Here is a 20,907-nt window from a genome sequence, read left to right on the forward strand (position 1 = left end):
AGACCACTTTCAAAAGGAAAGATTGATGCAGAAGCACGTCGCCTTTCACTTCGATTTTGGCAGCCCGAACTCTTACCTAGCGCATCTCTTAATACCCGGTCTCGCGCAGACCTATGGCGCGACGTTCACCTATGTGCCGGTGCTATTGGGCGGTATCTTCCGCGCCACTGGCAACCGGGCACCGGGTGAAACCAACGCCGGGATCGAGAACAAGCTGCGGTACGAACGGCGCGACCTGTTGCGCTTTACCGAACGCAACGGAATCGTCGATGAGTTCTCATTCAACCCCTATTTCCCGATCAACACCCTGCAACTGATGCGCGGCTGCATTGCGGCGCAACGGTTGGGTGTTTTTGAGCTGTACATGGAACGCGTCTTTCGCGGCATGTGGCAGTTCGAACAGAACCTTGGCGACCCTGAGGTGCTGTCGCGCTGGCTGACAGATGGCGGGCTAGAAGCCGAACCCCTGTTCGCACTGATACAAGACCCCGAAGTCAAAACCCAACTGATCTCGAACACGGAAATGGCTGTTTCCGCTGGTGATTTTGGTGCACCGACCTTTCACTATGACGGGGAAATCTATTTCGGAAAGGATCGTATCCGCGATCTGGAACAGCATCTGGCCGGTCTGGATAACTGACACATGCATTTGGGTCAGCCGACCTACCCTAAAGAAGGACACTCCTTATGGAACAAAGAGCAGAAACTGTTGTCGTGGTTGGAGCCGGTGATTTCATCGGCGCGGCCATCTGCAAGGCCTTCGCCGCCGAAGGCTTTACTGTGATCGCCGGTCGGCGCAACGGGGATAAACTGCAACCGTTGGTGGATGAGGTCACAGCCGCCGGAGGCCGAATAATCGGCAAAAGTCTGGATGCCAGGGACGAAGATCAGGTCATCGACTTCATCAAGTCCGCCGAAGAGGTTGGCCCGATCGAAGTTTGCATCTTCAACGTCGGCGCGAATGTGAATTTCCCATTCACAGAAACCACGGAACGGGTTTTCCGCAAAGTTTGGGAAATGGCCTGCTACGCCGGTTTTCTAACCGGGCGCGAAGCCGCCAAAGCGATGCTGCCACGCGGAACCGGCAATATCTTTTTCACTGGTGCCACCGCCGGGTTGCGCGGCAATCCAGGCTTTGCCGCCTTTGCCAGCGCCAAGTTTGGCATCCGCGCCGTCGCTGAATGCGCCGCCCGTGAATTGATGCCCAAAGGCATCCATGTGGCGCATCTGGTCATTGATTCCGGCGTTGATACCCAATGGGTGCGCGAAATGATCGCCGCCCGCGGAGGCAACCCGGAAGACCGGGTTCTGATGGATCCCGCGTCCGTGGCAAAGACCTATATCCAGCTTTGGAAACAGCCCAAAGACGCGTGGATGTTTGAGACGCAGATACGACCAAGCGTGGAAACGTGGTAAAGCGGAAGTAGTCGTTTAGGTCGACTCTTGCATCGGCAGACAGTCGGGAATGACAAAAGCTACCCGCCCTCAGCCGCGCAATGCGGTCACAGGGGCATTCCCATGCCCCGTTGACCACTGCCCTAGCGGGGTTGCGCCCCGTCCCATTCGATCATGAGCGGGCGCAACGTTCCTGGAAGGTCCGACTTTGTCCCGTGCTGATCCAGAAAAACCAACACCGCCGAAGCGGTTGCAATCTGGCCATTCCCCCAGATCGCATACTCCATCGTGCAGCTAGAGCGGCCGACCTGCACAGTGCGCCCCGTCACGATCACATCGTCATCCAGATGAACTGGCTTGAGATAGTCGATCTGAAACCGTCGGATCACCATCAGATTGGCCCCCGGCGTCGCATATTCCGGCCAACCGTAGGCGCGCAGATAGGCCATGCGGAACGCCTCGATCCAACGCAGGTATTTCACGTTCGAGACATGGTTCTGCGCATCCAAATCCCCGAACGTCGCCCGAAAACCTACCCCGAAATTCCAAGGTTCCGGCACCCCGTAGCCGCGCAGGTCGGTGGCTTTTATCGGCTCATAATGCTTTGAGATTCTGAATTTTTGCTCGTTCATACTTTGACGTCTTTTGCCTGCTATCCGGCCAATATCATTCTGCTGGCTTTCTCTGCGATCATAATCGTCGGGGCATTGGTATTGCCCGAGGTCAGCTCGGGCATGATCGAACAATCGACAACCCGCAATCCTGCAATCCCGTGAAGCTTCAACTTGGCATCCACAACTGCATCCGGCCCCGGTCCCATTTTACAGGTCCCTGACGGATGGAAGATCGTCACAGCGTGACCGCGCGCCCAGTCCAGCATCGCGTCGTAATCGTCGCTTTCTATCGCGCTGCCCGGCAAAAACTCAGACGCGATATGGCTCGCCAAGGGTGACTGCGCCGCAATCGTGCGGGCGATGCGAATTCCTTCGACCAACGTACGGCAATCGGTTTCCGTAGACAGATAGTTGGGGTGAATTTTGGGATAAGTGGCAGGGTCAGGACCATTTAACAGAATCTGCCCACGACTTTCGGGACGCAACTGGCAGACGGTTGAAGTGAAGCCGAAAAAGTCATGCAGGTTCCCTTCCGCATCATAAGAAAAGGGCTGCACGTGAAACTGAATGTCTGGCGTTTGCAGATCAGGGTGCGTTTTCAGAAAAGCGGTAGCATCCGCCGCTGGCATCGACAAAGGCCCGTTCCGGCCCACGAAATAGTATTGGGCGGCGATGGCCGCCTGACGCATCAGCGACTTACCTTCGCGGTTATATGTGGGCACCGACATCCGATGCACCATCTTGGCCTGAAGATGATCCTGCATCGCCTGCCCCACACCCGGAAGCTCGTGACGGAGCTGCACGCCGTTTTCAGACAAGTGATCGGGATTTCCAATCCCCGACAGCATAAGTATCTGAGGCGACCCGATCGACCCGGCCGACAAGATCACCTCGCGCCCGGCCCTAAGCGACACCAATCTACCCGAGCGATCCTTGTAGGTGATGCCTGTACAGCGTTTGCCATCCAGGTCCACGTGCTGCACATGGGCATGCGTGATCACACGCAAATTGGGGCGCGACCTGATCGGTTTCAGAAACGCATTCGCCGTCGAATGACGTTTGCCATAGGCGATGGTTGTCTGAAAAAAGCCGACCCCTTCCTGCCGCTCTGCATTGTGATCAGGGTTATACGGGTAACCCGCTGCAACTGCAGATTCGACCCATTTCTCACTCAGCGGATGGCGCGAACGAGGGGTGCTGACCGTCATTTCGCCGTCGCTACCCCGCAGGTCAGAGTCGTATTGATCCTCAGCACCTTCCTCGCGCCCTTCGGTGGCTTTGAACAGCGGCAGGACATCTTCCCAGCCCCAGCCTTCGTTGCCCAATTGCCGCCAACGGTCATAATCGGACGGCTGCCCGCGCACGTATAGCAACCCGTTTATCGACGATGACCCCCCAAGCGTCTTGCCGCGCGGCCAGAAAAGCCGCCGCCCGTTTAAGCCGGGATCAGGTTCGGTTGAATAGCACCAGTTATACTTCTCATTTCGAAGCATTTTCACAAAGCCCGCAGGCGCATGAATGAAGGGGCTGTTATCCTTGCCCCCGGCCTCCAGCAATATGACCTTGTTTTTTGGGTCAGCAGTCAGCCGGTTGGCCAACACACAGCCCGCTGAACCTGCCCCAACAATGATGTAATCCGCGTCCACCTGCCCGGCACCTCCCAATACCTATCAATGAAATCCGGCTCCAAGGCCTGCTTTGCTTTCAAACTGCGGGTCGCGTTCAGACCGCTTTCATGGGGTCAGGACGACCCGACCGATAACCTTCCCGTCTTTCAGATCCATCAGCGCGTCGTTGGCGTCCTGTAATGGGCGGCGCGTCACAGGTGCCAAGCTCAACTTGCCTGATTTGGCCAACTCAAGCAGTTCGGACAGTTCGTTCAGATTGCCCACATATGAACCGATCACCGCCATGGCGCGTATTGGGAAATAGACGGTGGGGATTTTCAACTGACCGCCAAACAATCCCACCACAACGATCCGAACGCCCTTACGCGCGGCGGCCAACCCCAGATTAATCGTGGCCTCGGCGCCCACCAAGTCCATGACCAACAGGGCCCCTCCCCCTGTGGCGGCTTTGATCTGCTCGTCCGCATCGGGCGCATTGCCATCAATGGCCGCAAGCGCCCCGGCCTCAAGCACGGCGTGGCGCTTTGCCTCGTCAAGATCGACGAAAACGGCCCCCTTGCCACCAAGAGCACGGATCACCCGAAGCGCCATATGCCCAAGTCCACCCGCACCCAGGATCACCACCGGCGTGTCGCGGATATCGTCCCCGAATTTCTTAAGCGCGCTATAGGTGGTCACCCCGGAACAGGCCAAAGGCGCGGCCTCTGCCGGGTCCAGGTCGCCAAGCGTCAGACAATATTTGGCGCGCGGCACCACCACGTATTGCGCATAGCCGCCGGGGGTGAATATCCCAAGGGCCCGCGGTGCATTGGGGCACAAATTCTCTTGATCCTTTGCGCAGGTTTCGCAGGTGCCACACCCCAGCCAGGGATAGACCAGATAGCTTTCGCCCAGCGCCAAACCCTGCGCTTCGGGACCCAACGCGACCAGCTCACCGACAATCTCATGACCCATCGTCAAGGGAAGCTTTACGCCCCGATCGGACAAATTCATCTCTTGGTTGTCGCCCAGATCATAGCCACCTTCCCAGAAGTGCAGATCAGAGTGACACACGCCCGAGGCACGCACCTTCAACAGCACCTCGTCCCCTTCCAACTCGGGCAGATCCTGCACGATTTTCTGCAGTGGCGCCTGGTGTTCCGTCACGCAATAGCACTCATTTTTCATCGTCTGGCCTCTTGTTCTTCGTATCGCAATTGCTTGGAAATGTTGCCATTCAGCCGCATCTGCATGATGATCATCATCCCATCAAGCCTACCTTGATGTCAACAAAACTTGCTCCCTTTACCATCGACCCATTGCGACCTGCATGATGCATGTCATGCCCTTCGACAGGCAGATCGCCGCTGTGTGAAAAGGGGTCGACTAACTGCCCAGCGCAAAAAGTCAGCGTCACAATCGCAAAACCGGGAAATATCACTTTTGCGGAACATTGTTCCGTACAGCGGTCTTGGCACAGCTAAGAAACCGCTCTAACATCCTTGAGGGAGGAGTCGTGGTTCTGCCCAATGGGATGCCACGCGCATGGGAGGATATCGCTTTGATTTTGACAGGCGCGGTTGATGCGTGGCTGAAAGACTATGCGCACGGCAGTGACGGAACCTCGGCTATGACGCCTGAACAGGCCGTGCACTACCTGATCGCAAATGAACCGATTTACGAGCTGTCCCAAGCCCGGATTCGCGGGGTCGAGACCCGCGTATTCAAGAACATCCCCGGTCACATCCGCGCCCTGATGCAACTCAGCCGGGCCGATCAAGGCGACGGTGCGGCGGATTATCTGGTGTTTGGCGAAGAACGCTGGACTTATGATGAGTTCTGCTCGGAAACAAACAGAATAGCGCACGCACTTACAACCGAACTTGGGGTGCGCAAGGGGCAGCCAGTCGCCATCGCAATGCGCAATTGCCCCGAGTTTCTGTTTCTGTTCACAGCGATCGCGTCAATCGGTGCGGTGACTGTCTTTTTGAATGGCTGGTGGACCACGGAAGAGTTGGTCTATGCCCTGCAAGACAGCGGCGCAAAGATCGTTTTCGGCGATCGGATAAGGGTCGAACGTCTGCTACCATTGCAAGCCGAAAGGGATATTCAGGTGATCGGGGTGCGCGATGGCGGTGACCTGACACCGATCAACTATGCCTCGCTGCTGGACGCCAGTTCAGATGATAGCTGGCCGCAGGTCGACATCGACACCGATGACGACATGGGGATCATGTATTCTTCGGGGACAACCGGCCACCCCAAGGGGGTTGTTCTGACCCATCGCGGCGCGATGAGCGCGGTGTTTTCCTGGTCGATGGTCATGACTGCGGCCCCGCTGGTTACCCCCCCTGCCGCAGATGACCCTGCACCGCTGCGCCCGGCCACATTAGTGGTGACGCCGCTATTCCACGTCACTGCAACTCATCCTGTCTTTCTGTTTTCGATCCCGTCCGGCGCCAAGCTTGTGGTGATGGAGAAATGGGACACTGACCGCGCCGTTCAGTTAATACAGGAAGAACAGATCACCCGGTTTCTGGGTGTTCCGACCCAAACCCACGACCTGATGGAGGCCGCTGTGCGAATGGGTCAGCCCCTTGAAACGCTGGACTTCATTAACTCGGGTGGCGCAAAGCGGCCTCCGCCGCAGGTGGGGGAGCTGGCTCAGGTTTTTCCGGCTGCTCAAATCGCAACCGGATGGGGCATGACCGAGACTAACGCACTCGGCATGGGCACAGCTGGGGAAGACTATGTCGCCCGCCCCGGATCGGCGGGTCGGTTGTATCCGCCGGTGCAGGAACTGCGCTTCCTAGACGATGAAGGGCGGGACGTGCCGGCGGGCGAGGTCGGAGAGATCACTATCAAAAGCCCCACGATCATGCGCTGTTATCTGAACAAGCCCGAGGCCACCGCCGAGGTTCTGAACGAAGGCTGGCTGCGCTCTGGCGATCTGGGGTTTATCGACGCAGACGGCTTTGTCACTATCGTGGATCGCAAAAAGAATATCATCATCCGCGGGGGCGAAAACATCGCCTGCCTGGATGTCGAAGGCGCGCTGCACAAACATCCTGCGGTGGCCGAAGCCTGTGCGTTTTCCATACCGCACAAAAGATTGGGCGAAGTCGTCGGGGCCGGTGTTCAGTTGCGCGCCGGTTATCACGCAACCGCGCAGGAAATTCAGGATTATCTGGCGAAACACATCGCCACATTCAAAATTCCGGAACACTTGTGGTTGCACTCAGACCCCCTGCCGCGGGGTGCCACAGACAAGCTCGACCGGCGCGCGTTGCGCGCTCAGTGTATAAAGTCATTAAATGGAACAGATGCATGAATACCCAAGACACCCTCGTTGCGTATCACGCCTCGGCTGGTAAGGCTGCCTGGAACGTACCGGATATCGACACCGCAACCCCCAGACGCCCGGTAAAGACCGTCGGCATCATAGGTGCAGGCACAATGGGCGGGGGCATCTCCATGAATTTTGCCACCGTAGGCTATGATGTAAAGATCGTCGACACCCAACAAGAGGCGCTGGACCGCGGCCTTTCCGTGGTGCGCAGCAACTATCAGCGCAGCGCCGACCGGGGCCGGTTCCCTCAGTCCGAGGTCGACATTCGCATGGCGCGATACGACGGCTGCCTCTCGTTGGAGGATCTGGCAGACTGCGATTTGGTGATCGAAGCCGTGTTCGAGGACATGGGGCTGAAGCGCAAAATCTTCACCGATCTGGACCGGATCATGAAACCGGGCGCGATTTTGGCCACCAACACCTCGGCGCTGGACATTGACGAGATTGCCTCAGTGACCAGCCGCCCCCAAGACGTTATCGGATTGCACTTTTTCTCGCCTGCCAATGTGATGAAGCTGCTGGAAATCGTCCGGGCGGAACACACAGCACAGGATGTTCTGGCCACCTGTCTGGATGTAGCGCTTGAGATCAACAAGATTGCTGTTGTCGTCGGGGTTTGCCCGGGGTTTGTCGGCAACCGGATGCTGTTCAAACGACAGGATCAGGCGATGAAGCTGGTCTATCGCGGCGTGATGCCATGGGATGTCGATGCGGCACTGAACGCTTTTGGCTTCAAGATGGGACCGTTTCAAATGGCGGACCTAGCCGGGCTGGACATCGGCTGGTCAAAGGGGGCCACAACCGACAATCCGATCCGTGACGCTCTGTGCGAACTGGACCGCCGGGGCCAGAAAACCAAGGCCGGGTACTATGACTACGACGAAAACCGCACGCCTGTTCCGTCGGAAGAAACCGCGAAAATCATCACTGACATTACCGGGGCAGAGCCTTCGCAAATGTCGCAGGACGACATAATCGACGTCTGCATCTGCCCGATGATCAATGAGGCGTTGAAGATCCTTGAGGAAAACAAGGCACAGCGCCCGTCGGATGTCGATGTGGTCTGGATCAACGGCTATGGCTGGCCTGCGGACAAGGGCGGCCCGATGTATTACGGCGACATGATCGGCGCGGCCAAAGTGCTGGAGGTCATGGAAAAACTGGGGGCTGAAGACCCTGACTTTGCGCCTGCGGAGATGCTGCGAAAGCTGGCTGCCGAAGGTGGGAAATTTACTGAAATTGACACCGGTGGTCTGAAAACCGCACGCGTCTGAAGGAGACATCATGTCATACGAATTCATCACCACCGAACAACGGGGCAATGTCCTGCTGGTCACCATGAACCGCCCCGAGGTTTACAATGCCGTCCATGCCCCGATGCATCACGAAATGGCCGATTGCTGGGACAAGTTTGCCGCCGCCGAGGATCAATGGGTCGCCGTTCTGACCGGCGCAGGGGATAAGGCGTTCACGGCAGGCAACGACCTGAAATTCACCGCCAAACATGGCCCGCAACCGATCCCCGAGACCGGGTTTGCCGGGCTGGCCATGCGCTATGATCTGGAAAAGCCGGTCATCGCAGCCGTTAACGGCTTTGCCATGGGCGGCGGGTTTGAAACCGCACTGAGCTGCGACATCATTCTGGCTTCGGACCGCGCAAAATTCGCCTTGCCCGAAGTGAAAGTCGGCTTTTTCGCCGCCGCGTCCGGCGTGCAGCGTCTGAGCCGCTATATCGGCCGCCTCGCGGCGCAAGAGATGATGATTACCGGCCGCACCGTTGACGCGGACGAAGCCTTGAAACTGGGTTGCGTGAACGAAGTTGTCCCGCATGACGATCTGATGACCCGCGCGATGGCACTGGCGGATGACATCTGCAGCGTGTCACCGTCGTCTGTAAAGGCCACCAAACGTGTGTTGAACCGAATGGCCCAGATCGAGGGCTTTGGCGAAAGCATGGAGCATTCGCGCGAGGTACTGAAAGATCTGGCCCAGACCGAGGATTTCAAAGAAGGCGTGCAAGCCTTTGCCGAGAAACGCAAGCCCAATTGGGTCAACCGCTAAACGAGCCGCGCTCGTCAAAACAGGAGACCTGACATGGTCCAAACCGTTGCAGATATGAATAATCTGGAAATGTCCGAAGGGGCCAAGCCGCTTTTGGAAAAGGTGATCAAGCACATCGCTGAAAACGTCGATCCTATTACCGAAGAATATCACCGGCTAGGCCATGGCCGGGCCGACCGCTGGTCCTATGCCCCCGGTCAGCTTGAACTGTTGGAAACCGCCAAGCAAAAGGCACGCGATGCGGGGCTGTGGAATTTTTTCCTTCCCAATGCCGAAACCGGCGAGGGTCTGTCGAACCTCGACTATGCCTATATCGCCGCTGAACTGGGCAAAAACCCCTTGGCCTCGGAAACGCTGAACTGCTCGGCCCCCGATACCGGCAACATGGAAGTGCTGGAGCGGATCGGAACCGAAGAACAAAAGGAAAAATGGCTGAAACCTCTGCTGGCCGGTGAAATCCGGTCGGCTTTTGCTATGACGGAACCGGACAGGGCCTCATCTGACGCGCGCAATATCAGCACCCGCGCCGTGCTGGAAAACGGCGAATGGGTCATCAATGGCGAGAAATATTACATCTCGGGCGCGGGCGATCCGCGCTGCAAGATCATGATCGTGATGGTGAAAACCTCGCCCGACGCAGAGACATTCCGTCAGCAAAGCCAGATCCTAGTGCCGATGGACACGCCGGGTGTCGAGATCGTAGGCCCTATGCATGTTTTCGGTCAGGATGACGCTCCGCATGGGCATATGCAGATCCGGTTCACCAATGTGCGCGTCCCCGAAAGCAACATCTTGTGGGGCGAAGGGCGCGGGTTCGAAATCTCGCAATTGCGGCTTGGGCCGGGGCGAATTCACCATTGCATGCGCTCAATCGGTCAAGCGGAAAGGGCACTGGACCTGATGATCGCGCGCGGTATCAGCCGCGAGGCGTTTGGCAGAAAACTTCTGGATCTGGGCAAGAACATGGAAACCCTGTCACGCATGCGGATCGAAATCGAGGCGATGCGCCTGATGGTCCTCAAGGCCGCCAAGGCGATGGACACGATGGGCAACAAAGAGGCGCGCATCTGGGTGTCGATGATCAAGGCGATGGTGCCGGAAAAAGTCTGTCAAATCATTGATCAGGCCATGCAAATCCACGGCGCGACCGGTATTTCGCAATGGTCGCCCCTGTCCGAGATGTATACCGGCCAGCGCACCCTGCGTTTTGCTGATGGCCCGGATGAAGTCCACCACGCCGTCGTCGCGCGGGCAGAGGTCAAGGATTATTTGGCTTCTAACGAACGTCAGGCAGGTACATCAGCCGGAACAAAAGGCGGAAGGCAGTTCGACGGGCCGTAAGGAAAAACGATGAACAACATGTTTGATCTGACCGGGCGTAATGCCCTGCTGACCGGCGCGTCCCGCGGGATGGGGCTGGAAATGGCAAAAGGGTTGGCACAGCAAGGGGCCAATGTGGTGATCTCGGCGCGAAAGATCGAAGCGCTTGAGGCCGCCACCGCCGAAATCAACGACGCCGTGGGTCGCAAGGCCGCAACACCAATGACCTGCAACATCGGCAACAGGCAAGAGGTTGAGGCACTGGCCAAAGCAGCCCGCGAAACGGTGGGGCCGATCTCGGTCCTGATCGGAAACGCTGGCGTGAACCCGTTCTACGGCTCAATGCGCGACATCACGGATGAAGCCTTTGAAAAGACCATGCAGGCCAACGTCCAGTCGAACCTGTGGCTGGCAAATGCTGTCTTCCCGGATATGGAGGGGCTGGGCGGCGGTTCGATGCTGTTCACCTCGTCCGTCGGCGCGTTCAAGCCATCTGACACGCTGGGCACATACAACATCTCGAAACTGGCGCTGATCGCGCTGGTGCGAAACCTGGCGATGGAAATGGGTCCGGCGGGGGTGCGGGTCAATGCGCTATGCCCCGGTGTGGTTAAGACCGAGTTCGCCCGCGCCCTGTGGGACAATCCAAAAATAGCCGAATCCTACCTGCGCCAGGTGCCCCTGCGCCGACTGGGAGAGCCAGAGGATTTCACCGGCATCGCCGCGTTCATGGCCTCTGACGCCAGCCGCTATATCACGGGTCAGGCGCTGACCGTGGATGGCGGCGCCGTGATGTGGACCTAAGGGGAAAGCCATGGAAATCGAAGGACAAATCGTTGTCGTAACCGGCGCCGCCAGCGGCATCGGTAAAGCTTTGGCTGCGGCCTTTGCTGCGGCGGGTGCCAAATCGGTTATTTGCGCCGACCTGAACCTGCCCGGCGCGGAAGAAACCGCAAACCAGATCGGCGGCATCGCAATCAAAGCAGATGTCTCGAAAGAGGATGACATTTCCGCGCTGATCGACCGAACCGAAACCGAGGTTGGGCCGATCGGTATCTTCTGCTCTAACGCGGGTATCCTCAGTATCGGTGGGCCTGAAACCGACAACGACATCTGGCAAGGTATGTGGGAGGTCAACGTGATGTCCCATATCTGGGCGGCGCGCCATGTGGTGCCACGGATGATAGAACGCGGGGGTGGTTATCTGCTGAACACCGCTTCGGCTGCTGGACTGCTCAATCAGGTTGGCTCGATGGCTTATGGGGTTACCAAACACGCCGCGGTCGGAGCTGCCGAATGGCTGGCTTTCACCTATCGCGATCAGGGCATCGGGGTGTCGCTACTCTGCCCGCAGGCGGTTCGGTCCGAAATGACGCGCGGACACGAGGACGGAGTGGCCTCGCAAGACGGTATGTTAGAAGCCGAACCCGTGGCCGAAGCCTGCCTGCAGGCCATCCGAGACGAAACTTTCCTGATCCTGCCGCACCCCGAGGTGCTGGGTTATATGCGCAACAAGACCGATAACTTCGACAGGTGGTTGGGGGGCATGCGCAAACTCAACCGGTTTTACGGCGCAGCCATGACCGGAACGCCGAAGTAAAGCACCCCGTTTAGCCTCCGCGATCGACATAGAGGACGCTGGTCACAGGTCATAAACCCTGCGGGCCGTGCTGCTGAACAGCGCGGCCTTTTCTTTCTCGCTGTAATCGGCGGCGATCTTCTTGAGGCCGTTCCACAACACCGGATAGCTGATCGAGATACGGTCGACCGGAAAGTTGCTTTCGAACATGCAGCGCCGGGCCCCGAAACAGGCGATCATGTGGTGATACCAGGGGGCCATGACATCGACGAATTCATCCGAACCCGGTGGCTGGCTGCGATCATGCCAGCCCCACCCATTATCGGGCATGGCCATGCCGCCCAGCTTGGCAACCACATTGGGACATTCCGCAAGGGCTGCGATGTCATCTTTCCATTGGGCAAAGATGCTGTCGCGTTGTCCCGAAAACCGCCCCACGCCCAGAGGCGTAGACAGGTGATCCAGAACCAGCGTGGTACCCGGCACTGCTCGGGCCAGATCCGTAAAAGCGGGCAGTTGGTGATGATACTGCCACGTGTCATAAGTCAGCCCCCGCGCACCCAAGAGCGCCACGCCCCTGCGAAAATCCGGGTCCGAATATAGGTCTTTCGGCCCCCGACCCGGCAGGAACAATTGTTCAGGCTCGGCATCTCGGGCTCCGGCGTGGCGGATCCCCTTGAACAACCCCTGCCCCGCAGCGACATGAGCATCCAGAACGGCGTCCAAATCCGGGTTCCGCAGATCGGCAAAACCGACAATCCCAGCCAGACGCGCCGGGCCGTTATGGGCGCGGGCCAATGCCGCGACCTGCCGGGTTTCGCCTACCGGGGCAAGCGGGTTTGACGATGCTGGATCATAGTAAGAACGGCATTCCATATAGACAGTTTCAACCACGTTATGCCCGCTTGAGGTATCGGTTTGCAGCTCGGCCATCTCATAGACGTGCCCATGCCGCACCCACAGATGATGATGCGGATCGACGATCTCGCGCTCGGGGTCGATGATATTTTCGGTGGTTTGCGCCAGCCAGTCGTCACGCGCGGCCATGCGGGGAATCCAAGCTTTATCGACTTTCATCACGCCTCCTTAGTTGCGTAATATTCCCGTTCTTCATTTCAGAATGGTAAAGGTCCTTTTGGCGCTAAGTCGCAGGGGCTGGCCGCAGGGCAAAACCTATGTGCGCAAAATCACCCCCGCACCAGATCCTCCTCGCGCAATTTGGTGTAGTCGACAAAGAAGTCGAAACTGCCGGGGTTCGACATGGAATCCCGATTGACCACATGGGCAGGATCACCACCCAAAAGCAGCTTTTTCACCGGAACTTCCAACTTCTTGCCCGACAAGGTACGCGGCACCTCGGTGATTTGAATGATTTCGTTGGGGACAAAGCGCGCGGAAACGGCGCTGCGGATTGCACCATTGATCTTGTCCTTCATAGACTCGTCCAACGTCAGACCTTCGGCCAGCACCACGAAAAGCGGCATGAAACTGTCGCGGCCCAGAAACTCAAGATCAACCACCAGTGAATCCATCACTTCCGCCAACCCCTCAACGGCCTGATAAATCTCGGACGAGCCCAGCCGCAGCCCCTTGCGGTTAATGGTGGCGTCCGAACGGCCATAGATTACCGAGGCGCCCTCGGGCGTGATTTCGATCCAGTCGCCATGCCGCCAGATGCCGGGATAAGTGTCGAAATAACTGTCATGCAGGCGCGATCCATCCTCATCCCCCCAGAAATACAGGGGCATTGAAGGTAGCGGTTCAGTGCATACCAGTTCACCAACAGTGTCGAACACCTCATTTCCGGCCTCGTCGAAGGCGCGCACGGCATTGCCCAGCATTCGGCACTGCATTTCACCTGCGCGCACGGGCAGCATCGGGTTGCCGCCGACAAAAGCGCTGGCGATATCGGTCCCGCCCGAGATCGGGGCCAGCCACAGATCGGACTTCACGTTGCCGTAAATCCAGTCATAGCCATCCGCACTCAGCGGTGATCCGGTCGATCCCAGACCCTTGAGCGCGGACAGGTCCAGATCGGCAGGACGTATGCCTGCCTTGAGGCAAGCCTCATAAAACGCGGCCCCCGCCCCCAGAAACGTCAGCCGGTTCCGGGCGGCAAAACGCCAAAAGGCCATCATGTCCGGATGATTGGGCGCAGCATCGAACAACGCGGCTGTCGCCCCTTGGCCCAGCGCCGATAGCTGTGTGTTCCACATGATCCAGCCAGATGACGTCATCCACGCATAGCTGTCGGTTTGCGTCAGGTTCTGGTGCAGGCTGCGCTTTGCGCTTTCAAGCAGCACGCCGCCATGACCATGCACGATGGGTTTGGGATTCCCCGTCGTGCCCGAGGAATAGACAATCCACAGCGGATGATCGAAGGGGACGGGCGTGCTTTGGTACGTCGCATCGCCCTGTGTCAGCGGGCGGAAAGCGTGCGCATCATCGGGAACCTCGCCCGCAACGGGCACCCAAAGTGTGTGCTGCACCGAAGGCAACCCAGAGCGGATTTCTTGCAGCAGGGACCGACGGTCAATTTCTTTCCCCGCATGGGTATAGCCGTCCTGCACGATCAACACCTTGGGTTCGATCTGTCGGAACCTGTCCAGAATGGCAACACGCCCCATGTCGGGCGCGCAAAGCGACCAGATCGCGCCCAGACTGGCCGCTGCAAGGCAGGCAATAAGCGCCGTTTCGGTGTTGGGAAGGAGGGCGACCACGCGATCGCCCTGCCCCACCCCCATCTGTCGCAGGTTCGCGGCCAGATTCGCCACGCGATCATGAAGCTCGGTCCATGTCAGTGACGCCACCCCAAAGGTCTCGGATTCAATGATCAGCGCAGTCGCGTCGGGCTGGCCCTCTGCCCACCGCAATACCTGATCGCTGTAATTCAGCATCGTGCCGGGGCACCAGACCGCGCCGGGCATCTTCCGTTCGGCCAAGAAAATCGTGGGTTCCACACTGGCACGAAGATCGAAGAATTCCCAAACGGCAGACCAGAACCCTTCAAGATCCGTGACACTCCAATTCCAGAGCGCGGGGTAATCGGCAAATTCCAAACCCCGTTCGGCCCCAAGCCAGCGAATGAACCCGGCCATGGGGGTAGCCTGCGCCTGTTCCAGCGTTGGTTGCCAAAGGATCGGACGGCCAGTGTTTTGCCCAGTCATGCGATCAAAGCTCCGTGGATCAGGGCGCGCAATTGCGCACGCGATGGATAGGATGAACTGGGCGAAAGTTGAGTGAAGAACACAACGCTCATCTGATGCACCGGGTCGACCCAGAACGCGGTCGAGGCCATGCCACCCCAGGCAAAATCCCCGACACTGCCGGGCACGCCCACCCGACCGGGGTTCAGCGTCACAGACCCGCCGATGCCAAAACCGGTGCCGGCCATTGGCTGTTCAGCAAAACTGGGGATGCCCATGTCGGCAATATCGCCCTTCAGATGGTTCGACATCATGAAGACCAGCGTCTTGGGCGACAGAATACGATGATCGCCTGCATCACCGCCACGCCGCAGCATCTCGGTAAAATTCATATAGTCGTCGATGGTGCCAACCAGCCCGCCGCCACCCGAGCGTTGCTTGGTGGTGTGATAGGGCGAGGTCTTGCGATCATCGGCCAAACGCAAAGTATCCCCTCCGTCTTTAGCCGCATTCAGCGCCATCGGATCATCGAGCGGCGTATAGAGATTGGCAAACCGGTCACCCGCATCCACAGGCACATTGAATGCGGTTTCCGTCATGCCAAGTGGCTGGAAAATCTCTTCATCAAAGAACTGGTCCAGTGTCTTGCCCGAAACAACTTCGACCACCCGACCTGCAATGTCGATGCCGACCGAGTACATCCAGCGAGCGCCGGGCTGAAACGCCAGTGGTAGTGCCGCGACCTTGTCAGCCACCTCGGCCAAAGTGCCGCGTTTGGGAGTGAAATCCAGCCTTTGATCCGCCATCGCCTCGGCCACCAGACCGGGGTTGAAGGAATAGCTGAGACCACTGGTATGCGTCAGCAGTTGCTGCAAGGTCGGCGTAGCAGCCGGTTCCGTCTGATCCAAGCGAGTGGCACCCGGGATCAGCGCCTGCATCCGGGCAAAACCCGGAATGAACTCGGACACTGGCGCGCCCAAATGGATCAGGCCCCGTTCCACCAGTGTCATCAGCGCCACAGACGTCACCGGTTTGGTCATGGAATAGATGCGCGCAATGGTATCGCGGGTGAAGGGCAGGTCCTCTTCGATGTTGCGCAGACCGCTATCGGCATAGAACACCTCGGTCCCGTTACGCTTGACCAGGACCGAGGCCCCGGGGTATTTGCGCGCCTCAACATAGCTTTGCATCCAGGGCCGGATACGCTCCAGCCGCGCCAAGTCGAACCCTTCGCTCATGCCAGCATCCTTTGCATAGCGTCGCGGGTTTCTTCGTTGAACCAAGACCGGTCCGTGTCACCCGCCAACCGTTTCATTTCAGCCTCGATCACTTCAATTGCCGGGGCGCGAAGCTGCCGCTTGACCCGGCCATAAGTCAAGGCGGGCAAGCTGGCCAGCTCTTGCGCTTTGCTTTGCGCGGCATCCAACAGGGTTTCAACCTCGATCAACTCATCCACCACACCTTGCGCCGCAGCATCTTCTGCGTGGATCGGCTGGCCGGTCAGAAGGAACCGCCGCAGCGTGTTGGGTTCAAGCGTTGCGCGCGCGATCTCAAGCGGGCCAATGGGCAGGTCAACGCCCACGCGGATTTCGGCCAGACCGAAACTGGCCTTCGGACCAGCCACACGCCAATCTGCTGCAAGTACAAAGAAAAACCCACCGGCGATGGCCGCCCCGTTCACGGCCGCAACAAGCGGTTTCGGAAAACAGAACTGGGTGAGGAATGCATGATTTAACGCATCCACCAGACCGTTTTGCGCCTCGCGATCCAAATCCATGGCGTCCTTTAGGTCCAGACCGGCGGAAAAACCTTGCAGGCGCTTTCCAGAACCACCCCGCGCACATCGTCGCGCGCTGAAAAATTGTTTAGCGCGTCGACAAAGCCGTACGGAAAATCAGGGTCCAGAGCGTTCACCGGCCCCCGCGCCAACGTCAACGCCATCACGCCGTCACCCAAATCGCGACTTTGCAAAAATTCGGTCATCTTCCCCCCTTCAACGGGATCATCATCCCGATCATCCAACCGGCATAGGACCTCCGCCCCGTAACCAACGCACAAAAAGAGGGCTACAAACGCCCCCTTTTGCTGCCTTTCGACGTGGCGCGCTCAGACCTCCAGCCATTCCTTGCGGATATCGTCGCGCTGCTTCAACTCTTGCGGCGTCCCTTCGAACACCACGTGGCCATGACCCATAACATAGACCCGGTTGGCAATGTCCAAAGCGATGTCCAGCTTCTGTTCCACCAACAGGGTCGAGATGCCGCGCCCGGCGATTTCCTGCAACAGTTCGGCCACGCGTTTGACCATCTGCGGCGACAGCCCCTCGGTCGGTTCGTCGATCATCACCAGATCGGGATCGCCCATCAGGGTCCGGCACATGGTTAGCATCTGCTGCTCTCCGCCGGACAAAACGCTGGCCTCAACGTCGGCGCGGTTATCGAGGTTTTCGAACATGTCGAACATATTCTGCATCGACCAGCGGCCTTCGCCGTCTTTCTGGCCAGGTTTCAGCCCAAGGATCAGGTTTTGCCGCGTGGTAAGACCGGGAAAGATATCCCGGTTTTCAGGCACATAACCGATGCCCAGATTGGCGATCTCGTAGGCTTTTTTACCGGCGATCTCCTGCCCTTTGAACCGGACAGAACCATGTGGTTCGACATCGCCCATCACCGCCTTGCAGGTCGTGGACCGCCCGACCCCGTTGCGCCCCAGCAGGGCCACGATCTCACCCTCGGCGATGTTCAGATTCACACCCTGAAGGATGTGGCTTTTGCCATAGTAGGCGTGCATATCCCTGACTTCGAGCATCAGTGATCCTCCATCGCGGTGCCCAGATAGGCTTCTTGAACTCGGGGATTGCCGCGCACCTCTTCAGGGGTGCCGGTGGCGATGATCTCACCGTAAACCAGAACCGAGATACGGTCGGCCAGACCAAAGACCACACCCATGTCATGTTCCACCATCATCAGCGTCTTGTTTTCGGTCACCTGACGGATCAGTTCGACGATATAGTCGGTTTCCGAATGGCTCATGCCTGCGGTGGGTTCGTCCAGCATGATGACATCCGCCCCGCCCGCGATGGTGATCCCAATCTCAAGCGCGCGCTGCTCGGCATAAGACAGAACCCCTGCTGGCAAATCCCGGCGGGTGGTCAGGTTGATCTGTGCAAGGATTTCATCGGCCGCGTCGGTCAGATCCTGTTTGCGCGACACAAGCGTCCAGAAAGAATACTTGTACCCGCGCGTCCAAAGCAATGCGCAGCGGATATTCTCGAACACCGACATATTGGGAAAGATGTTGGTGATCTGGAACGACCGGCTGAGCCCAAGGCGGTTGATCTGGAACGGAGCCTTGCCCCGCAGATCCTGCCCATGCAATTGCACAGTGCCCGCGGTCTGGGCAAAGCGCCCGGTGATCAGGTTGTACAAGGTGGATTTTCCAGCCCCGTTCGGCCCGATCACCGCATGGCGTTCGCCCTTGCGCACGCTTAGGTCAACGCCCCGGATGATCTCGGTCTGACCAAAGCTTTTCCTCAGATTGGTGATTTCAAGAGCAGACGTCATGCGCCACCTCCATCCAGGCTGGTTGCCGCGTGATAGCTATTGGCCATGTCAGGCGCGAACCGTTTGGCCAGCCAACCGCCGCCGATCAGCAACACGGTTGAAACCGCCCAGGGCAGAAACGTGTGGCTGTCAAAGCTGATCCAGAACAAGGTCATCTGATGATCCCCCGGCGGGGCATGGCGCAGGTGGAACACCATCTCGATCAGACAGGCCGCGCCGATGATTGCAAACACGCCGGGGACCAGCACCTTGGCGTAGGGCACGGCCAGCGACCTCAGCCGTTTCATTTTGACCGCCGGCGCATGCATCATCAACAGCCCGGCCAAACCGCCGGGGAAATACATCACGGTGACCAGAAACAGCAGGCCGACATACAGGGCCCAAAGCTCGGTTTCCAGCCCCAGCACCGTGCGCAGCAGCGTAAACACGATGGCCCCGATGATCGGACCGAAAAAGAAACCAACACCGCCCAGAAACGTCACAAGAAGGATCTCACCCGAGGTGGCAAGGTTCAGGTTCTCTTCCGTCAGGATTTCGTAGTTGATCGCAAACAGCGCCCCTGCAACCCCGGCAAAGAACCCCGAGGCGACAAAGCTGTGAAACCGCACCCAACGCTGGGAATAGCCCAGAAACTCGGCCCGTTCGGGGTTGTCACGCACCGCATTGGCAATCCGGCCAATGGGCGTGCGCGAGAATAGAAACATCAGCAGCGCCGACAACATAAGCCAAAAGGCCGTCAGATAGTAAACCTCGATCTGGCGCAGGAACTCGATGCCAAAGAAAGGCAGGCCATAGGTCCGGTCACCGCTGATCCCTTCTTCGCCGCCAAAAAACACGACGATGATGATGGAGCAAGCGGCAATCAACTCACCCACGCCAAGCGAGATCATGGCAAAAACCGTGCCCGAACTGCGGGTTGAGAAACTGCCTACGACAATTGCCAGCCCCATCCCGACAAGCCCGCCAAAGATCGGCAAAACCGGCAGCGGCAGCGCGGCGAAAAAGTCGGACATGTTCATGATGTGCATACAGGCAAACCCGCCTACACCCATATAAACCGCATGGCCGAAACTCAGCATACCGCCCTGCCCCAGCAACATGTTGTAAGCCAGCGCAAAGATGATGGTGATAGCCATCTGGTTCATGACGGTAATGGCAGAATTGGCTGTGAACACCATCGGCAACAGCACCAGCGCGGCAGCCGACAGAAGCCACGGCATGACGACGCCCAGCGAAAGGCCCGGTGCCTGTCTGCTGGCAGAGATTTGAGATGTCTGTGTCATGCCTGCCGCTTTCCGAATAGACCATAGGGCCGAAACACAAGGATCAGGACCATCAGGATATAAGGCAGAATGTCCGCGATCTGCGGCGAGGTCAGCGTCCAGAGATCGCGCCATGCGCTGTCCCAGATCGGGTCGGGCGTGGTAAATCCGATGCCGTTCAGGATGTCTTCCATACGCACGTTATATGCCTTGGAGAACGTGGTCAGCCAGCCGATGATCAGCGACGCGACAAGCGCACCACCAAGGCTGCCCAATCCGCCGATAACGATGGTGACAAACACGATCGAGCCCAGCACGAAAGCCATGCCCGGAAAGGTCGATAGGACCGGCCCCGCGATCACACCGGCGACACCGGCCAAAGCCGTGCCGACGCCGAACACCCCCATGAAGACCAGCGGCACGTTGTGTCCCAGCGCCTCAACTGTCTTGGGGTAACTCAGGGCCGCCTGAATGATCAGTCCTACCCGCGTTCTGGTCAGTATGTAGAGCAGCACGAGGAAGATCGCGACCGAGGTGAAGATCATGAAAATCTTGTAGGCCGGGATAGCATTGCCCGCGATCGAAAAGGCGGTGAATTGCAAAATCTCGGGAATTTCATAGGGCATCGCGCTTTTGCCCCAGATGAACTGCACCAGCTCTTCTATCAGCAAAGCCAGACCGAAGGTGAAGATTAGCTCGGGCACATGACCGTATTGGTGGACTCGGCGCAAACCATAACGCTCGACCAGCGCGCCCAGAACACCGACAATGACCGGCGCGATCAGTAGCCCCATCCAGAACCCCAGAAAGACACTGATTTGAAAAGCAAAATACGCCCCCAGCATATAGAAACTGGCATGGGCAAAGTTCAGAACACCCATCATGGAAAAGATGAGTGTAAGACCCGCGGACAGCATGAACAGAAGCAACCCTGTCACCAGCCCGTCGATCAGGTTGACGGCAATCAATTCCATGCCTGTCCCCTTTCACGAAGAATTTGACAACATCAGA

Annotated in this window: 20 protein-coding genes; 8 read left to right on the forward strand and 12 right to left on the reverse strand. The window is 58.2% G+C overall.

Going from position 1 to position 20,907, the window contains the following annotated elements:
* Window positions 1–25 precede the first annotated feature (25 nt).
* Window positions 26–640, forward strand: a complete 615-nt coding sequence (locus ACT2B1_RS15185; protein WP_171123381.1) for a 2-hydroxychromene-2-carboxylate isomerase — start codon at window positions 26–28, stop codon at window positions 638–640.
* Window positions 641–687: 47 nt separating this feature from the next.
* Complete coding sequence (locus ACT2B1_RS15190) at window positions 688–1,416, forward strand: SDR family NAD(P)-dependent oxidoreductase (RefSeq protein WP_171123383.1); 729 nt, start codon at window positions 688–690, stop codon at window positions 1,414–1,416.
* A gap of 122 nt (window positions 1,417–1,538) precedes the next feature.
* Here ACT2B1_RS15190 and ACT2B1_RS15195 read toward each other — a convergent pair whose 3' ends face one another.
* The 3 genes from ACT2B1_RS15195 to ACT2B1_RS15205 all read right to left on the reverse strand — a co-directional run bounded on the left by ACT2B1_RS15195 (window position 1,539) and on the right by ACT2B1_RS15205 (window position 4,783).
* Window positions 1,539–2,027: an acyl-CoA thioesterase gene (locus tag ACT2B1_RS15195; RefSeq protein ID WP_481668063.1), complete on the reverse strand. Its 489-nt coding sequence runs from the start codon at window positions 2,025–2,027 to the stop codon at window positions 1,539–1,541.
* A 20-nt stretch (window positions 2,028–2,047) separates the two neighbouring features.
* Entirely contained in the window at window positions 2,048–3,655 is a 1,608-nt protein-coding gene (locus ACT2B1_RS15200) for a GMC family oxidoreductase (RefSeq protein WP_481668064.1), read from the reverse strand.
* Window positions 3,656–3,742: 87 nt separating this feature from the next.
* Complete coding sequence (locus ACT2B1_RS15205) at window positions 3,743–4,783, reverse strand: alcohol dehydrogenase (RefSeq protein WP_481668065.1); 1,041 nt, start codon at window positions 4,781–4,783, stop codon at window positions 3,743–3,745.
* A 349-nt stretch (window positions 4,784–5,132) separates the two neighbouring features.
* On the opposite strand from ACT2B1_RS15205, the gene ACT2B1_RS15210 reads away from it, so the two are divergent.
* The 6 genes from ACT2B1_RS15210 to ACT2B1_RS15235 are packed head-to-tail and all read left to right on the forward strand — an operon-like array spanning window position 5,133 to window position 11,946.
* Window positions 5,133–6,947 (forward strand): class I adenylate-forming enzyme family protein, encoded by a 1,815-nt coding sequence (locus ACT2B1_RS15210; protein WP_371808264.1) that lies wholly within the window; start codon window positions 5,133–5,135, stop codon window positions 6,945–6,947.
* Window positions 6,944–8,239 carry a 3-hydroxyacyl-CoA dehydrogenase gene (locus ACT2B1_RS15215; RefSeq protein ID WP_481668066.1) on the forward strand — a complete coding sequence of 432 codons (1,296 nt, stop codon included), beginning with the start codon at window positions 6,944–6,946 and terminating at the stop codon, window positions 8,237–8,239. The genes ACT2B1_RS15210 and ACT2B1_RS15215 overlap by 4 nt, the downstream gene beginning before the upstream one ends.
* Window positions 8,240–8,249: 10 nt before the next feature.
* Complete coding sequence (locus ACT2B1_RS15220; RefSeq protein ID WP_171123389.1) at window positions 8,250–9,026, forward strand: enoyl-CoA hydratase-related protein; 777 nt, start codon at window positions 8,250–8,252, stop codon at window positions 9,024–9,026.
* Between the two features lie 54 nt (window positions 9,027–9,080).
* Window positions 9,081–10,367, forward strand: a complete 1,287-nt coding sequence (locus ACT2B1_RS15225) for an acyl-CoA dehydrogenase family protein (protein ID WP_171123901.1) — start codon at window positions 9,081–9,083, stop codon at window positions 10,365–10,367.
* A 9-nt stretch (window positions 10,368–10,376) separates the two neighbouring features.
* A complete protein-coding gene (locus ACT2B1_RS15230) occupies window positions 10,377–11,150 on the forward strand; it encodes an SDR family NAD(P)-dependent oxidoreductase (protein WP_171241236.1) in 774 nt (257 codons plus the stop codon).
* Window positions 11,151–11,160: 10 nt separating this feature from the next.
* Entirely contained in the window at window positions 11,161–11,946 is a 786-nt protein-coding gene (locus ACT2B1_RS15235; protein ID WP_481668067.1) for an SDR family oxidoreductase, read from the forward strand.
* Between the two features lie 42 nt (window positions 11,947–11,988).
* On the opposite strand, the gene ACT2B1_RS15240 is transcribed toward ACT2B1_RS15235, so the two are convergent.
* The 9 genes from ACT2B1_RS15240 to ACT2B1_RS15280 all read right to left on the reverse strand — a co-directional run bounded on the left by ACT2B1_RS15240 (window position 11,989) and on the right by ACT2B1_RS15280 (window position 20,870).
* The gene (locus ACT2B1_RS15240; protein WP_481668068.1) at window positions 11,989–13,002 is read right to left on the reverse strand and encodes an amidohydrolase family protein; all 1,014 of its coding nucleotides are present in this window, start codon (window positions 13,000–13,002) and stop codon (window positions 11,989–11,991) included.
* 110 nt (window positions 13,003–13,112) lie between these two features.
* Window positions 13,113–15,092 (reverse strand): acetoacetate--CoA ligase, encoded by a 1,980-nt coding sequence (locus ACT2B1_RS15245; protein WP_481668069.1) that lies wholly within the window; start codon window positions 15,090–15,092, stop codon window positions 13,113–13,115.
* The gene (locus tag ACT2B1_RS15250) at window positions 15,089–16,309 is read right to left on the reverse strand and encodes a serine hydrolase domain-containing protein (protein WP_481668070.1); all 1,221 of its coding nucleotides are present in this window, start codon (window positions 16,307–16,309) and stop codon (window positions 15,089–15,091) included. The genes ACT2B1_RS15245 and ACT2B1_RS15250 overlap by 4 nt, the downstream gene beginning before the upstream one ends.
* A complete protein-coding gene (locus ACT2B1_RS15255; RefSeq protein ID WP_481668071.1) occupies window positions 16,306–16,848 on the reverse strand; it encodes an enoyl-CoA hydratase/isomerase family protein in 543 nt (180 codons plus the stop codon). The genes ACT2B1_RS15250 and ACT2B1_RS15255 overlap by 4 nt, the downstream gene beginning before the upstream one ends.
* Window positions 16,849–16,856: 8 nt before the next feature.
* On the reverse strand, window positions 16,857–17,054 hold the full coding sequence (locus ACT2B1_RS15260; RefSeq protein ID WP_254449266.1) for a Clp protease/crotonase-like domain-containing protein: 198 nt from the start codon (window positions 17,052–17,054) through the stop codon (window positions 16,857–16,859).
* Window positions 17,055–17,177: 123 nt separating this feature from the next.
* On the reverse strand, window positions 17,178–17,882 hold the full coding sequence (locus tag ACT2B1_RS15265) for an ABC transporter ATP-binding protein (RefSeq protein ID WP_217354435.1): 705 nt from the start codon (window positions 17,880–17,882) through the stop codon (window positions 17,178–17,180).
* Window positions 17,879–18,634 (reverse strand): ABC transporter ATP-binding protein, encoded by a 756-nt coding sequence (locus ACT2B1_RS15270; RefSeq protein ID WP_171123402.1) that lies wholly within the window; start codon window positions 18,632–18,634, stop codon window positions 17,879–17,881. Before ACT2B1_RS15270 ends, ACT2B1_RS15265 begins: the two co-directional genes overlap by 4 nt.
* Entirely contained in the window at window positions 18,631–19,917 is a 1,287-nt protein-coding gene (locus ACT2B1_RS15275) for a branched-chain amino acid ABC transporter permease (protein WP_481668072.1), read from the reverse strand. Before ACT2B1_RS15275 ends, ACT2B1_RS15270 begins: the two co-directional genes overlap by 4 nt.
* Window positions 19,914–20,870 carry a branched-chain amino acid ABC transporter permease gene (locus ACT2B1_RS15280; protein WP_171123406.1) on the reverse strand — a complete coding sequence of 319 codons (957 nt, stop codon included), beginning with the start codon at window positions 20,868–20,870 and terminating at the stop codon, window positions 19,914–19,916. Before ACT2B1_RS15280 ends, ACT2B1_RS15275 begins: the two co-directional genes overlap by 4 nt.
* Window positions 20,871–20,907: the final 37 nt, after the last annotated feature.

Source organism: Ruegeria sp. S263 (genome assembly GCF_056780525.1).

Excerpts from the sequence above, each read along its gene's own strand:
- ACT2B1_RS15185 (WP_171123381.1), top strand. The coding sequence starts at position 26 with ATGCAGAAGCACGTCGCCTTTCACTTCGATTTTGGCAGCCCGAACTCT.
- ACT2B1_RS15190 (WP_171123383.1), top strand. The coding sequence starts at position 688 with ATGGAACAAAGAGCAGAAACTGTTGTCGTGGTTGGAGCCGGTGATTTC.
- ACT2B1_RS15195 (WP_481668063.1), bottom strand. The coding sequence starts at position 2,027 with ATGAACGAGCAAAAATTCAGAATCTCAAAGCATTATGAGCCGATAAAA.
- ACT2B1_RS15215 (WP_481668066.1), top strand. The coding sequence starts at position 6,944 with ATGAATACCCAAGACACCCTCGTTGCGTATCACGCCTCGGCTGGTAAG.
- ACT2B1_RS15220 (WP_171123389.1), top strand. The coding sequence starts at position 8,250 with ATGTCATACGAATTCATCACCACCGAACAACGGGGCAATGTCCTGCTG.
- ACT2B1_RS15225 (WP_171123901.1), top strand. The coding sequence starts at position 9,081 with ATGAATAATCTGGAAATGTCCGAAGGGGCCAAGCCGCTTTTGGAAAAG.
- ACT2B1_RS15230 (WP_171241236.1), top strand. The coding sequence starts at position 10,377 with ATGAACAACATGTTTGATCTGACCGGGCGTAATGCCCTGCTGACCGGC.
- ACT2B1_RS15235 (WP_481668067.1), top strand. The coding sequence starts at position 11,161 with ATGGAAATCGAAGGACAAATCGTTGTCGTAACCGGCGCCGCCAGCGGC.
- ACT2B1_RS15240 (WP_481668068.1), bottom strand. The coding sequence starts at position 13,002 with ATGAAAGTCGATAAAGCTTGGATTCCCCGCATGGCCGCGCGTGACGAC.
- ACT2B1_RS15245 (WP_481668069.1), bottom strand. The coding sequence starts at position 15,092 with ATGACTGGGCAAAACACTGGCCGTCCGATCCTTTGGCAACCAACGCTG.
- ACT2B1_RS15250 (WP_481668070.1), bottom strand. The coding sequence starts at position 16,309 with ATGAGCGAAGGGTTCGACTTGGCGCGGCTGGAGCGTATCCGGCCCTGG.
- ACT2B1_RS15255 (WP_481668071.1), bottom strand. The coding sequence starts at position 16,848 with ATGGATTTGGATCGCGAGGCGCAAAACGGTCTGGTGGATGCGTTAAAT.
- ACT2B1_RS15260 (WP_254449266.1), bottom strand. The coding sequence starts at position 17,054 with ATGACCGAATTTTTGCAAAGTCGCGATTTGGGTGACGGCGTGATGGCG.
- ACT2B1_RS15270 (WP_171123402.1), bottom strand. The coding sequence starts at position 18,634 with ATGACGTCTGCTCTTGAAATCACCAATCTGAGGAAAAGCTTTGGTCAG.
- ACT2B1_RS15275 (WP_481668072.1), bottom strand. The coding sequence starts at position 19,917 with ATGACACAGACATCTCAAATCTCTGCCAGCAGACAGGCACCGGGCCTT.
- ACT2B1_RS15280 (WP_171123406.1), bottom strand. The coding sequence starts at position 20,870 with ATGGAATTGATTGCCGTCAACCTGATCGACGGGCTGGTGACAGGGTTG.